The organism is Marinobacter sp. 3-2 (assembly GCF_003751355.1).
Taxonomy (GTDB): Bacteria; Pseudomonadota; Gammaproteobacteria; order Pseudomonadales; family Oleiphilaceae; genus Marinobacter; species Marinobacter adhaerens.
In genome coordinates, this window is sequence record NZ_RJUQ01000013.1 from 835344 (window position 1) to 848551 (window position 13208).

General features: G+C 59.3%; 11 protein-coding genes. 5 read left to right on the forward strand and 6 right to left on the reverse strand.

The features are described 5' to 3' along the window. Positions 1-23: 23 nt before the first annotated feature. On the reverse strand, positions 24-1232 hold the full coding sequence (locus tag EDB94_RS11125) for an HD-GYP domain-containing protein (protein ID WP_108018388.1): 1209 nt from the start codon (positions 1230-1232) through the stop codon (positions 24-26). Next, the gene (locus EDB94_RS11130) at positions 1229-2038 is read right to left on the reverse strand and encodes a TatD family hydrolase (protein WP_108018389.1); all 810 of its coding nucleotides are present in this window, start codon (positions 2036-2038) and stop codon (positions 1229-1231) included. Before EDB94_RS11130 ends, EDB94_RS11125 begins: the two co-directional genes overlap by 4 nt. 128 nt (positions 2039-2166) lie before the next feature. On the opposite strand from EDB94_RS11130, the gene EDB94_RS11135 reads away from it, so the two are divergent. Further along, positions 2167-3000, forward strand: a complete 834-nt coding sequence (locus tag EDB94_RS11135) for a polyphosphate kinase (RefSeq protein ID WP_014578597.1) — start codon at positions 2167-2169, stop codon at positions 2998-3000. Between the two features lie 17 nt (positions 3001-3017). Further along, positions 3018-4289 (forward strand): D-amino acid dehydrogenase, encoded by a 1272-nt coding sequence (locus EDB94_RS11140; protein WP_108018390.1) that lies wholly within the window; start codon positions 3018-3020, stop codon positions 4287-4289. Between the two features lie 125 nt (positions 4290-4414). Here EDB94_RS11140 and EDB94_RS11145 read toward each other — a convergent pair whose 3' ends face one another. Further along, the gene (locus EDB94_RS11145) at positions 4415-5137 is read right to left on the reverse strand and encodes a tRNA/rRNA methyltransferase (protein ID WP_108018391.1); all 723 of its coding nucleotides are present in this window, start codon (positions 5135-5137) and stop codon (positions 4415-4417) included. Between EDB94_RS11145 and EDB94_RS11150 the strand changes: the two genes are divergently transcribed. After that, positions 5136-6410, forward strand: a complete 1275-nt coding sequence (locus EDB94_RS11150) for a methyltransferase (protein ID WP_108018392.1) — start codon at positions 5136-5138, stop codon at positions 6408-6410. The two genes, EDB94_RS11145 and EDB94_RS11150, sit on opposite strands and share 2 nt — an antisense overlap. On the opposite strand, the gene EDB94_RS11155 is transcribed toward EDB94_RS11150, so the two are convergent. The 3 genes from EDB94_RS11155 to EDB94_RS11165 all read right to left on the reverse strand — a co-directional run bounded on the left by EDB94_RS11155 (position 6367) and on the right by EDB94_RS11165 (position 10614). After that, the gene (locus tag EDB94_RS11155) at positions 6367-6846 is read right to left on the reverse strand and encodes a DUF4124 domain-containing protein (protein WP_008173005.1); all 480 of its coding nucleotides are present in this window, start codon (positions 6844-6846) and stop codon (positions 6367-6369) included. The genes EDB94_RS11150 and EDB94_RS11155 overlap by 44 nt on opposite strands. A 77-nt stretch (positions 6847-6923) precedes the next feature. Beyond that, the gene (locus EDB94_RS11160; RefSeq protein ID WP_108018393.1) at positions 6924-8132 is read right to left on the reverse strand and encodes an OmpA family protein; all 1209 of its coding nucleotides are present in this window, start codon (positions 8130-8132) and stop codon (positions 6924-6926) included. A gap of 160 nt (positions 8133-8292) precedes the next feature. Then, positions 8293-10614, reverse strand: a complete 2322-nt coding sequence (locus EDB94_RS11165) for an ATP-dependent helicase (RefSeq protein ID WP_108018394.1) — start codon at positions 10612-10614, stop codon at positions 8293-8295. A 38-nt stretch (positions 10615-10652) separates the two neighbouring features. Here EDB94_RS11165 and EDB94_RS11170 point away from each other — a divergent pair, with 38 nt between their 5' ends. Further along, positions 10653-11030: a DUF2237 family protein gene (locus tag EDB94_RS11170; RefSeq protein ID WP_008173000.1), complete on the forward strand. Its 378-nt coding sequence runs from the start codon at positions 10653-10655 to the stop codon at positions 11028-11030. Continuing rightward, positions 11030-13186 (forward strand): tRNA(Met) cytidine acetyltransferase TmcA, encoded by a 2157-nt coding sequence (locus tag EDB94_RS11175; RefSeq protein WP_108018395.1) that lies wholly within the window; start codon positions 11030-11032, stop codon positions 13184-13186. Before EDB94_RS11170 ends, EDB94_RS11175 begins: the two co-directional genes overlap by 1 nt. Positions 13187-13208: the final 22 nt, after the last annotated feature.

The window sequence follows — 13208 nt, forward strand, 5'->3', positions numbered from 1 at the left end:
GCTGTCCGCGGCTGTCAGCGTTCTCAGGCGAGGAATTTCCGGACATCAATCTTGTAGGTTTCCGGATCAACGGCTCGCAGAATCCGGTCCTGTGTGCCCGGTTTCGCGAGATCGAGGGTTTCTAGCGTGATCGGCATTCGGAATTTGGTGTGGTACATAATGCGCACAGTCGGCAGCCTCTGGTCACTTTCATTGGCTTCAACCACGACGCCAAGGCGACCACTTTCCAGAAGCACCAGCGAGCCCACCGGGTAAAGGCCCAGGCAACGGATAAACTGTTTGACCAGACTGGGATCGAGGTGAGTGCCGCTCCACTCCAGAAGCTTCTTCAGACCCTGTGTTGGTGTCATGCCCTTGTGATAGACCCGGTCTGCGGTGATGGCATCGTATACATCGCTGATCGCCACCATGCGACCGTATTCCGAGATCTCATCACCCTTCAGACCCTCTGGATAGCCTGTGCCGTCGAGGCGTTCGTGGTGCTGGGCCGCCGTGATGACGGTGAGCTCGCCAATGCCCTCTGTGGTAGCCAGAATGTCCCGTGAATGGCGGGCGTGGAGTTTCATCACCTCGAACTCTTCGGCAGTCAGGCGGCCGGGTTTGTGCAGTATCTCGTCGGGTGTAAGGATCTTGCCAAGGTCGTGGAGCAGGGCGCCAACGATGGTCTGGTGCAGGACGTCAGACGACAGGCCCCGGTAGTTTCCGAAAAGGGACATCAGCACACTCAGATTTACCGAGTGTTCCAGAAGATAATTGTCCTTTTCCCGGATGCGCCCCAGGCAGCTTAGTGCGTTGGCATTCCTGAGCACGGAGTGTTGCAGTTCGTCCGCCAACTGGTGGATGGGCGCCACATCGATAGCGCTGCCCACCTTGGCGTGGTTCATGAACTCGCCCACCAGCCCCTGGGCCTGACTATGGATCTGCTGCGCAATCACGATTTCTTCCGCAAGCGGAACATGCGGCCGCAAGCCCGGCGTCAGTTCACCCGCCTTTTGCAGGGCCGACTCGTTCCGACGATCCACTTCGGCGGCCGTTTCCGAGTCCTGGGAATCGAGGCCTTTTGAAGCGTCGATATAAACGAACTCCACCCCCATCCGGCGGATTTTCTCGATGGTTTCCTCTTTTTTGATAACACCTCGCTTGCGCTGGGTGTTGTGGGGAATCCAGTCGTTGTTCAGGTCGGTTATGTACATGCCGACCTTGAGTGCGGAAATGGGGACGCGCTTGATCATTCGCCGGGGAAAAACGTCCTCAGGCTGTTTGCGTAAGTCTTACCAATCACCTCGTCCAAGGGAAGTTCTTTCACCTCGGCGATTTTTTCGGCGACAAAAGGCAGGTAAAACGGTGCATTTTCCTTCCCGCGGTAGGGCACCGGGGTCAGGAAGGGTGAATCGGTTTCCAGCAGGATCTGCTCGATCGGCGCCATACGCACGATGTCACGCACGTTCTCCGCCTTGTTGAACGTGGTGATGCCGTTGAAGCCCAGGCACCACCCCTGGTCCAGGGCATAACGGGCAAGCCCGGGGCCGGACGTGAAGCTGTGAATGACGCCACGGCGCTTGAGGGTGGTCTCAAACTCGCCCAGGATCTCGATGGTATCCTCGTCGGCTTCCCGGCTATGAATCACCACGGGTCTGTCTGTGTCACAGGCGATCTGGAGCTGGCGCCGGAACACCTCGCGCTGCACGTCCCGGTCGGCGTTGTCGTAAAAATAGTCCAGCCCGATCTCGCCCACCGCAACGATCTTCTCGTCCCGGGCGTGGGCACGGATTTCGGCTTCCACGTCATCAGAATAGCTTTCAGCATCGTGGGGGTGGATCCCCTGAGTACCATAAACCCAAGGCGCAACCTGGCTGAGTTCGCGTACTCTGGCAAGGTTGTCCGGGGACACCGCAATGGTGATCACTTTCTCGATATTGACCCGTTTTGCCTGCTCCAGGGTTTCCTCAAGCGGGCGGTCCTTGAGGTAATCCAGGTGACAGTGGGTTTCGATGATCGGGTGATCGAATACGGGAATCTCGCGACGTTTTTTACTCATTGCCGGGTACTACACTCCATCGCAACCTGTATTCGGGCTGCTATTCTGTGAATTCAATCTCACAAGTTTACCAGTTTGTACGATTGTTGACCTGTATTACATTCATAGGGACTTGCACGGAGCATTGGATGAAATTGTCGGCGTTTGCCAGTTCTTTTCTCTACGACCCTGGAAAACCCAGATTCCGGGATTACCCGACTTTTCTGGATGGCGATGACACCACCCTGCCAGGGTTGGAAGCCAGTCTGGATCAGATCGGTGAATACCAGCGCCGGCTCTGGGCCAACCAGTCCAGGGCGGTTCTATTGGTTACCCACGGCCCGGACACCAGTGGAAAAGACAGCCTGATCCGTACTCTGGCAACCTACGCCGACCCCGCTGGTTTCCATGCCTGGTCGTTCAGCCGGCCGAGGGGGGCCGAAACCCGCCATGACTTTCTCTGGCGGGTCACGCCGTTTCTGCCCGGCTTTGGTGAGATGGTCGCCTTCAATCGCAGCCATCATGAGGCTGTGATCGCAGAACGGGTCTGGCCGGTTCATGAAGCAGACAGCTATAACTGGGAAAACCGTTACCGCTCCATCCGGAACTTCGAGAATCATCTCGTGGAAGAGGGCACCACGGTGATCAAGATCTGGCTCAACCTGTCTGAGGATGAGCATCGCCAGAGGCTTCTCAAGCGTCTGGACAAGCCGCGCAAGCGCTGGAAGTTTGATCGGTCCGATATCGATGGCTGGGAAAAACGCAGGGAGTACGAAGCGTTTGCCGAGGAAGCCATTGCCGCGACCCATACAGAGCAGGCACCCTGGTTTATCGTGCCGGGCGATCGGAAGCCCCAGGCGCGCCCGATTGTCGCAGCCATACTGGCTGAGCAATTGCAGAAACTGGCGCCGGAATATCCGAAAGAAGATGAAAGCGTTTTAAAAGAGTACCGGCGTCTTCTGGCGAAGACCGGCGTGGAGTAAACATGAGGGAGGAATGCATGCACATTGCTGTTGTCGGTGGCGGCGTGGTGGGAATGACCACCGCCTATGAACTGAATCGCCGGGGCCACCAGGTGACTGTGCTGGAACGTCATTCAATGGCCGGCAACGAGACCAGCAAGGCCAACGCGGCCCAGCGATCCTATGGGGTGGTGTACCCCTGGGCCGATCCCGCGATTGTATTCAAGGCCATCCCCTGGATCCTCAAGCAGGATGGCCCCCTGAAGCTACGCTTTCCGCCGTCTGTGGAAACACTCAAGTTCATGTTCGCCACGCTCCGTTACGCCTGGTCGCCAGGGCTGTTCGGGTTGAATCGCCGCGCCATGTTGCGCCTCGGTATCCACAGCCGGGAGCGATTCATGGCGCTTGAGAAGGAGCTTGATCTGTCCTTCGATGGCGACCACCAGGGTCTGCTGCACCTGGCGAGCACACCGGAAGCGCTGGAAGGCTACCGGACGACCCATGAACTGCTGAACGAACTGGGCATCCCTTCCCGTTTGTTCACACCCGAACAGGTGCGCGACGCCGAGCCCGGCATGGTTGGCAATGGTCCGCTTTATGGCGCCCTGAGCTATGACACCGACGGAACCGGCGATTGCCACAAATTTTCCCGGGAACTCGCTAAAGTCTGCGAGGCAAAGGGGATAGTGGTTCGTTACAACGTGGAAGCGGAAAAGCTGATTGCCGATGACCAGAGGGTCAGCGCAATTTCAGTCAGAAACAGCGATGGAGTCATGGAAGCCCTGGAAGTGGATGCCGTGGTGATCAGCGCCGGCTGCTGGTCCAACCACCTGGTTCAGCCCCTGGGCCTCGAACTGCCCATCTATCCGGTAAAAGGTTACAGCCTGACGGTCCCCATGAAGGACCCGGAACGAGGCCCCGCCTCCACCATTCACGATGACAACTACAAAGTGGTTTCCACCCGTCTGGGGAGCAGGCTACGGGCTACGGGTTTCGTCGAGCTGGCGGATTTTAACCGGGATATTCCCGAAGCCCGACTGGCAACTATCAAGAAGTCGGTCGAATCCCGTTTCCCCGGCTGCGCCGACCTCGATGCCGCCGAAACCTGGACCGGCTTTCGCCCCATGACCCCGGACGGCCCGGCGATCATCGGACGAGGTCCCAGAGAAAATCTCTACCTCAACACCGGCCACGGCACCTTCGGCTGGACCCTGTCCGCGGGCAGTGCCGATGTCATCGCCCAGGTAATCGAAGGCGAGGAGCCAGCCATATCTTTGGATGCCTTCCGCCCCGGAAGATTTCGGGAATAGTCCCAACAAACCGGTGCGCGCAAAAGGCTCGGGAGCAGGACGGATAAGCCTTCCCGGGATCGTCGAAAACATGGATGTTTTCGTCGAGCGTACATGGACGTATTCACAGCGTATCCCGGGAAGGCTTATCCGTTCGGCGCCTTCTCAGAGTCTGAGCGGGCCTTAGAGCCAAGCTTTCGCTCAATGTTCGAGCACAGCGTATGAACAAACCCGATATCCCGATCAGACAATAACGGCAGCCGCTCAAAGACCCACTGGGACAGTTTCCCTTCCGGCGGAGTGTCCAGCTCCGGTAGTAAGGTTTCGAGCCGGCCGCGGAGCGCGCCAAGACGATTGTCATCGGCAGGTTCATGCCGGATATCCATGGCATCCGAAAGCCCGGACATTTCCCAGGCGTAGAGCATCACCGACTGGGCAAGGTTCAGGGAGGGGTAGGTGACCTTCATGGGGATGCCGGTTAACAGATCGCAGAGAGCCAGCTCTTCATTGGACAGCCCGCGATCTTCCCGGCCAAACACCAGTGCTGCGGTTGCCACGGACGCACCCTTCGTGGCCAGAACCTTCCGCAGATCTGAGGGGCCGTGCCAATCCTGGCGCTGATGCCGGGTCTTGGCGGAGGTCCCCATCAGCAGGTCTACGGAGTTTCTTACCGCAGCCAGATCGGGGAAAATGCGCGCATTGTCCAGGATATGGTCGCTGCCATGGGCCAGCCAGTGGGCTTCCGGGCGGGAGTGCAGATCGGAATTGACCAACCACAGCTCGCCGAAGCCCATGGTGCACAGCGCACGGGCGGCCGCACCGACGTTTTCCGGAACCTTGGGTTCAACAAGTACAAAGGCCAGTTGCATGACGTTACCTCCGGCGGCGAGTTTACACCACGGCGCGGAATCTTTTTACCAGCATTGGCAGCAGCTGAACGACTGGCTGGTACAGCATTCCGAGTTCTGGCAACCGGCGCCGTTCATGACGCCGGAGCCTGCTTGGGCGCGTCGTTATCCGGAACTGGGCACCATGCTGGCGGAACTAACCGATGGGGAATGCCAGCAACTGGATGGCAGCCCGGTTGAGTTGGCGGCTCGGGTTGCCTCATGGTTGCCGTCCCTAGACCGTTACGCCGACATGGTTCAACTGCCGGAGCTGTTATCGGCACCCGAAAAGGCATCAGAGGCGACTCTCCCGGAAATCCGGGCCACGGATATGCCCGGTCGGAAACGCCTGCAGTCGGGCGCCTTTACGGCGGCACTGACACCGCTGGAACACCCCGCCCTGGACTGGTGTTGTGGTAAGGGCCATCTGTCCCGGACGCTGGCGCCGTTTTGCCCCAGTGAGATACAGGGTTTCGAGTGGAATCCGGAGCTGGTGCGCGATGGCAACCGACTGGCACAACAGTTCGGAGATCCCGTGTCGATCCGCTGCCAGGATGTTATGGCAGAGGATTTGTCGCTTCCCAGCCGTCACCACGGTGTTGCACTGCATGCTTGTGGCGATCTGCACCGACAGTTGCTGAAGCGAGGCAGTGAAGCCGGGCTGCCAAGATTGAGCGTCTCGCCCTGCTGCTACCACCTCACCGAGATGGAACACTACCGGCCGCTTTCACAGCGGGCGGCGGATCACCCAAAAGCGCTGCAGCCGAGCCGTAACGATCTTCGGCTTGCGGTTCAGGAAACCGTGACGGCACCGGCGCGGGTGAGAGAACAGACCCGCCTTGTCAGCCAGTGGCGCCTGGGATTTGATGGTCTGCAGCGGCAACTTAGTGGGTGTGATGAGTATCTGCCGGTTCCTTCGAATCCGCCCCGCCTTTTGAACGAAGGTTTTCCCGCCTTTTGCCGTTGGGCGGCGGCAAAAAAACAGCTGCGATTACCCGATACGGTGGACTTTGATCACTGGCAGGCGTTTGGCGAGCAACGGCTGGCCGAGGTTCGCCGCCATGAGCTGGTCAGGCATCTGTTCCGGCGTCCTCTGGAACTCTGGATGGTGTTGGATTACGCGCTCTTTCTGGAAGAGCAGGGGTACAGGGTCAGGCTGGGGCATTTCTGCGATCGTTCACTGACACCCCGCAACCTGCTGCTTGATGCGGTCAGGGTTTCCGGTACTCAACCCGTTCAACACAGCCATCCCTGAAATACACATAGGTCAGCTCATAGAGCGCGCCGTAATAGCGGGTCTGGTAGATCCAGACTTCCTGGGGGCTGGTGTAGGTTTCAGGAGGGTTGCCGAAAGCACGGCGCACGTTGTCCCGGGTCATGCCCCGCACCACCTGCTCGCGAACCAGATAACGACGCAAATCGGTGGAGTTGATAAAACGGCATGTGCCGGCCTCTTTTTCTTGTTCTGACTCTTCGGTCTGTTCTTCTGGATCAGGGGACTCCTGCACCGGGAGATTCTGATTGAAACTGCCGCCAATGCGGTTATCCCGTAGCTCAAGCGATTCAGCATCCTCGCCGCAGGGCTGGTCCGAGAACACCGTATTGCCGTCTTTTTCGCAGCGAAAAACCTGGGACTGCGCCGGCACTGCCAGAACAGAGAGCGTGAAGATCAGTGCCATGGCTCTGAGCATCGGTTCCTCGCATTTATGCAGAAACAAAAAAAGGCGCCCGAAGGCGCCTTTTCAAACCACTCAGGTAAAACCTTAAATTAACGGCGAACCTGAATGCGCGCTTCAACCCGGCGGTTGGCAGCTCGGCCGTCCGCTGTGTTGTTGGATGCGATCGGCTGCTCCTCACCGTAACCTACGGCTTCCACTCGTGCCGGATCAACACCCAGAGGCCCGGTCAGGCGGCCGGCAACTGCTTCAGCGCGACGCTGGGACAGGAACTGGTTGTAGTCCGCATCACCGCGGCTGTCAGAGTGACCGGCAATTTCCACGATGGTTTCCGGATTTTCTTTCATGAAGTCAGCAACTCGACTGATTTCACTGTCGTAGGCGTTCCCAATCACAGAGCTGTTGGTCGGGAAATTCACTTCGATGGTGAACGTCTGGATGGTTTCAACGACACCTTCACAGCCGGTTTCGTCGACCTCAGCACCCGCAGTTGTGTCTGGGCAAAGATCCTGACTATTCACAACGCCGTCATTATCGCTGTCCAGCTCACATCCACGGCTGTTTACTTCCGCACCGCGCGGTGTTTCTGGGCACTGGTCACGACTGTCGGCCACGCCGTCGCGATCCGAATCCGGTTCGCAGCCATTGCTGTCAACGGTTGCGCCTGCCGGGGTGCCGGGGCACTGGTCCCGTGAATCCGGCACGCCATCACCATCTGCATCTGCCGGGCGCGCAGGCGCCGGAGCCGCTTGTGCCACGGTGCGGGTAAACGCAAAACTGATGCCCAGAGAGACCTGAGTGTCGAAGGTGCTCTCATCGATGCCGTGGAATTCACGGAGGTCGCCGCGCAGTGATACGGCGTCGTTGATGTTGTAGCGGAAGCCGGTACCCACGTTCACTCGGGTTTCGTCATGATTGCTGCCCGCGGTGCGAACGCCACTGTTGTCCGAACCAAAGTCTGCATGGCCTGCGCCCAGAGACACGTATGGGTTCCAGGCTTCGTCCGGACCTGCAAAGTAGTAGGTACCGTCAACCCGGACTTCATCAAATTCCGATTCGCCCGGCACGTATTTGCGGTCCGCATCGGCACGTGAGTAAAGCGCTTCCACCGACCAGTGGGGACGGAAGCGGTATTCCACACCAACGCCGAAGGTGCCGGTTTCGCTCAGATCGCGCTTGTCGTCAAACAGCTGAAAACCGGCAAACGGGTTGATGTAAACGGTTTCCTGACGATCGGCCATGGCCGGGGTTGCCAGGGTAGCGGCCAGTACAGCCGCGGAAATCGGACGCATGACGTTCATGCAGAACCTCCTGTTCATTGTCGTTGTGGTACCGCACTTCCAGATGAAAAGTGCTTGTATACCCGGAATTTAGGCCAGTAGGCCAAAAAAAACAAAAAAATGATACGGATTGTTACGTCCGCAATTGTACCCAGTTGACCTTTACGACCCCGAGGTCGTTTCAGGCCAGAGCGGAAAAATACAGATGCGCGCTTTTTTTACTGAAGTTAAGCACCTCGCCGTTGTCGAAATGTACCTCGAAAGAATTCTCATCTTCGGCGACCACCGAGCCGGGACCAAAGATCGCGTGGCCAAGACGTTTTTGATGCCAGAGTGGTTCCGTTGAGTTTTCGAATGTTGCTGCCTGGCCCTCAATGGTGACGCTCTCCCGGTCGGCGTAACGCTGGCTGACCGGTGTCAGGGGGGCAGTTAACCGAATGGTTGATGTTTCTGCCGGAGATCGATCATCCAGCCAGCGACCGAATTCCTCGGCAAGTTCAAAGCAGCACTCTTCCACGAAACGGCTTGGGCCCAGATCGCCGTCCAGGTGCGGTTGCTTGCTGGCCGGTCGGGTGATCAGGTGCAGCTGCTGGCGTGTGCGTGTCATAGCCACATACAGCAGCCGTCGCTCGCTTTCCAGAAATGCTCTGGCATTGTCCTGGGGGCGGGGGCTGTACGGCAGGTATTTCTCCTGCAGTCCGGGAATGATAACTGTCGGCCATTCCAGACCCTTGGTGCGGTGAATCGTTGAGAGAAGCACTCCACCCTGCTGTTTTTCACCTGCCTGCTGCTTGAGGGTTTTCAGGTGCTCCAGGGCGCCTTCAGCTGTGACATCAAGGCTTTTAAGGTACTGCCGGAATCCTTGTATCGTATCGATCCGTTCCTCGGCACTCTCATGCGTCAGCGCCAGGCTGCGGATGCCCTCGTAAAGATCAGTGTGCTCGGCATAGACACTGATCAGTCCTGCAACCGGGCCTCCGTAGCTGCGCAGTTGGGCAAGCACTTCGCCGAGTTTCCTGAGCTTGCGGGCGGCCATGGGCGCCAGCGCGTCGAAGTCCATCGCCAGCAGACGTTCGTGCCAGCCACTGGAAAATCCTGCCAGGAAACGCGCCAACTGCTCCAGCTCCGGCTCTTTCAGACCCACATGAGGAAAGCGCAACAACTGCCGTGCCAGCTCCAGGCGATCCTCGTCCGGCAGGTTTTCCAGTTTCCCGGTCACCACCATCAGAAGGGCAGTGATCGCCTGAACTTCCCGGCTGAACAGCGCGCCCTTGCCGGCATCAATCCGGTAGGGAATCTGACGAGCCAGCAACTTCAGCTCGATAGGGACACTCTGACTCCAGACCCGGAACAGTATGGCCGTGCCTGCCAGAGCCGGTTCCGATTGGCCCTGAAGAATTTGCAGAACGGTATCGGCATCGCTTTCCGACCGATGCAGGGTGATCTCCGTGCCGGGTGTGGAAGCGTGGGAATGGCAAAGCACATCCTTGCGACCGGTGTTGTGGCAGATCAGATGGTTGGCGAGCAAAGCGACGCGATGGCCGTACCGAAAGGTATAGCTGAGCGTCTGCTCCAGCGGGCTTTCGAACTCATCGCTGAACCGCTTGAGAATAAACTCGGGCTTTGCGCCCCGGAACTCGTAGATCGTCTGGTCCGGGTCGCCAACAACCGTCACCCGGGCCCGGTCTCCAGCCACGTAGCGCAGCAGCAGGTGCTGGATCTCATTGGTGTCCTGGTACTCATCCACCAGAATCAGATCCATCTTGTTGCCTACCAGCCGCTGCAAAGGCGGATTCTGGTGAATCGCCATCACCGGCTCGTACAGCATGTCGGCGTAGCTGATCCGTCCCTGGCTCTTACGCCACTGTTCAAAGCTGTGGAACAGGTCAATGAGGTATTTGTGCTTGTCCGAGTACCCCAGTTCCTCAAACACGATTTCCGCCGGCGACAGCGTTGTTTTTACCAGATCAATAAACCCCGTCGCCGTCTCGACAAAATCCTTCTTGTTGCGCCGGATTTCATCCGCCAGATCCTCCGGCGCCAGCCGTCGGGTCAACTGCCAGGCCTGGAAGCTGATCTCCTGCTCGGTCAGGATTTTGTCCGAAAACCCCGGCAGATAGCCCTCCCGAACAAACCTCTTGTACAACCTCAAGCCCATGGCGTGATACGTCCGTATCTCTGGCAGCGCCAGCCCGCTCCGGGCGCACACCTCCTGCAGCTTGCGCTCGAAATCCACCCGGGCGCTGCGGTTGAACATCAACACCAGCATCCGGTCCGGATCGTGGCCCTGTTCCAGCAGATACCGGATTCGCCAAGCCAGCGTCGACGTCTTGCCACTGCCGGCTACGGCGGTAATCACCGAATGCTCATAGCCCGCGGTGATAATCGCCCGCTGCTCATCGGTGAGGAAATCCGGAAGGTTGGTGGTCTCAGAAATTTGGGGTTCGGTCGGCATGGCCGGTATTGTAACGGCCTGCTGGTAGAGCGGATACCGCTCCCGCATAATTGCGATCAAAACATGAGAGCGAAAGGGTCTTAAACATGGAAATGTCCGAATCGGTAAACGTACTTGGCGAAAAACTCGAAACCTGCGGCAAAGACCCGATCACCGGCTTTTACCGCGATGGCTGCTGCAACGTCGGCCCGGATGATTTTGGCCTGCACGCCGTCTGCGCCGTGGTAACCGACGAATTCCTCGAATTCTCCAAAGCCCAGGGCAACGACCTCAGCACCCCCAGGCCTGAATTCGGCTTCGAAGGCCTGAAAGCGGGTGATAGCTGGTGCCTGTGTGCCGGCCGGTGGCAGGAAGCCTTTGAAGCCGGCTGTGCCCCCAGGGTCCGACTGCGGGCCACCCATCGGGCTGCCCTTGAAAAATGCGCCCTGGACGACCTCAAGTCTCATGGTGCCGACCTTAGCTGATGAGCCATTCCGGACCCGATGCCAAAGCGGATCCGTCCGCATGGCGTGCCTTGCAGGACAGCCTCACCGCCAACGGTGAACGCCGACTGGTTCTGCTTGAGGGTGATCGGGAAGAGAACCTCAGGTGGCTTTCCGGTCTGTTACCCGGGCTGGAAATACAGAGCGGCCTCTGGACGGGACCAGCGGATCATAGCCCCGATACCCGGCTGACCCGGGTCACGCCTCCCGGGGCCCGGAAGTGGCTCGGGTGTGAAGTCTCGCTTATCGTCTGGGATGGCTGGCACGGCAATCCTCCGGATGCCTTTGCCGCGCTCTCGGGTGCGCTCACCGCTGGTGGCCTGCTGTTCTGGCTGATGCCGCCGCTGGCAGAGTGGTCCCGCTTTGCGGATCCCGATTACTCGAGAACCGGTCTGGAGCATGGTCCGAACCATCCGTTTGCTGCCCGCATGGCCGACCTGCTTGCCGACGATGATGCGGTCATCCGGGTGTCACCCGACCGTCCGGAATCACGGCCGCCGGTTCCGCCCCTGCCTGAGAAACGCTTTCGAATCGCCGCCACCCGGGATCAGGAACAATTGGTTCAGCGCCTCGTCCGTTTTGGCCTGGGCCGACGGCGCCGGCCGCTGATAGTGACGGCGGACCGGGGCCGTGGCAAATCTGCAGCGATGGGTATGGCTGCAGCCGAATTGTTGCGCCAAGGCAGGCAGGACATCGTGGTTACCGCGCCCTCGGAGCAGAATGTGGAGACCCTCTTTCGCCACGCCCTTGAGTCTCTCGGGGACGAATTGGCCGAAGCCAGCCCGGGGATACTCGCCTCCCGAACCGGTGGCCGCCTGAGGTTTATTCCGGTGCGTGACTTGCTGGCTTTGCTGCCGGAAGCCGAAGTGGTCCTGGTGGATGAGGCAGCAGCGATTCCGGCGCCGCTGCTGAAATCGGTTCTGCTCGGCTGGCCGAGAGTGGCGTTCGCCACCACGGTCCATGGTTACGAAGGGGCTGGCCGGGGCTTTGCCATTCGTTTTCGACAGGTCCTTGATCAATCAACGCCCCAGTGGCAGTCGGTAACGTTGAGCGAGCCGGTACGCTGGGCCATGAACGATCCGCTGGAAGCCCTGATCAGCCGACTCTTTTTGCTGGCGGCCGACGGTGGTCGCTTGCCCGGGAAAACTGAATACAGCGCCGGCGAGCTGGTCATCGAACCCTGGGAGCCGGCAACGGCAAGTGACGAAGCTCTGTCCCGTGCCTTTGGGTTGCTGGTGGATGCCCATTACCGGACCAGCCCCGCTGATCTGAGGCAGTGGCTGGATGACCCGGCCGCCCGTAGCTGGCGTGCGCGAATTGGCGATCAGACGGTTGGTGTGCTCTGGTGCGCGCTTGAGGGTGGCCTTCCGGATGAGCTGGCACAGCAGGTCAGTCTGGGTACCCGGCGAATACGGGGCCATCTGCTGCCGCAATCGTTGGCCAGCCACAGCGGCTATCCCGAGGCCGCGGTCCTGCGGGGTCTGAGGGTTGTCCGCATTGCAGTATCAGGCGAGGTCAGACGCGCGGGCATTGGCCAAAGCATGGTGCAGGCTGCCAGGGCGTATGCCGCCGAGCAGGATGTTGATTACCTCGGAACCAGCTTCGGTGGCAGCGCTGACCTGCTCGCGTTTTGGCAGACCTGCGGTCTGCATGTTGTCAGGGTTGGCTTGCAGCAGGAAGCATCCAGTGGCGAATACCCACTGCAGATGGTGGCCGGCTTTTCGCAGGCTGGTCGCGACCTGGAAGAACGCATCCGCAACCGCCTGGCCGATCATTGGCTTACTCTCTTGCCCGGCAACTGGCAGGGGCTGGAGCCAACATTGCTGGCCGGGATAACCGCCGATCTGCCCACCGGGCCGACGCTGGACAAGGATGATTTGCGGGATCTCCGCAATTTCGCCAATGGGCATCGTGGCTTTCAGGTTACTGTCCCGGTATTGCGGAAGCTGAGTCAGGTGCCGGGGATCATGGCGTGGCTGAAAAGCCATGAGGCGCTTGCGGTCTGGTGCCAGGGTGTTCTTCAGGGGCGGCCCTGGTCCGCGCTGCAGGCGGACAGGCTTTGCCTGGGCCAGAGAGAAGGCGAAGATCGTCTGCGACAGGTGGTGCGTGATCTTTTGAAGGATGGCCCGGGTTTGTGACTCGCTCGATTTAATTTCCGCC

Excerpts from the sequence above, each read along its gene's own strand:
- EDB94_RS11165 (WP_108018394.1), bottom strand. The coding sequence starts at position 10,614 with ATGCGGGAGCGGTATCCGCTCTACCAGCAGGCCGTTACAATACCGGCC.
- EDB94_RS11135 (WP_014578597.1), top strand. The coding sequence starts at position 2,167 with ATGAAATTGTCGGCGTTTGCCAGTTCTTTTCTCTACGACCCTGGAAAA.
- EDB94_RS11150 (WP_108018392.1), top strand. The coding sequence starts at position 5,136 with ATGACGTTACCTCCGGCGGCGAGTTTACACCACGGCGCGGAATCTTTT.
- EDB94_RS11140 (WP_108018390.1), top strand. The coding sequence starts at position 3,018 with ATGCACATTGCTGTTGTCGGTGGCGGCGTGGTGGGAATGACCACCGCC.
- EDB94_RS11145 (WP_108018391.1), bottom strand. The coding sequence starts at position 5,137 with ATGCAACTGGCCTTTGTACTTGTTGAACCCAAGGTTCCGGAAAACGTC.
- EDB94_RS11160 (WP_108018393.1), bottom strand. The coding sequence starts at position 8,132 with ATGAACGTCATGCGTCCGATTTCCGCGGCTGTACTGGCCGCTACCCTG.
- EDB94_RS11130 (WP_108018389.1), bottom strand. The coding sequence starts at position 2,038 with ATGAGTAAAAAACGTCGCGAGATTCCCGTATTCGATCACCCGATCATC.
- EDB94_RS11170 (WP_008173000.1), top strand. The coding sequence starts at position 10,653 with ATGGAAATGTCCGAATCGGTAAACGTACTTGGCGAAAAACTCGAAACC.
- EDB94_RS11125 (WP_108018388.1), bottom strand. The coding sequence starts at position 1,232 with ATGATCAAGCGCGTCCCCATTTCCGCACTCAAGGTCGGCATGTACATA.
- EDB94_RS11155 (WP_008173005.1), bottom strand. The coding sequence starts at position 6,846 with ATGCTCAGAGCCATGGCACTGATCTTCACGCTCTCTGTTCTGGCAGTG.
- EDB94_RS11175 (WP_108018395.1), top strand. The coding sequence starts at position 11,030 with ATGAGCCATTCCGGACCCGATGCCAAAGCGGATCCGTCCGCATGGCGT.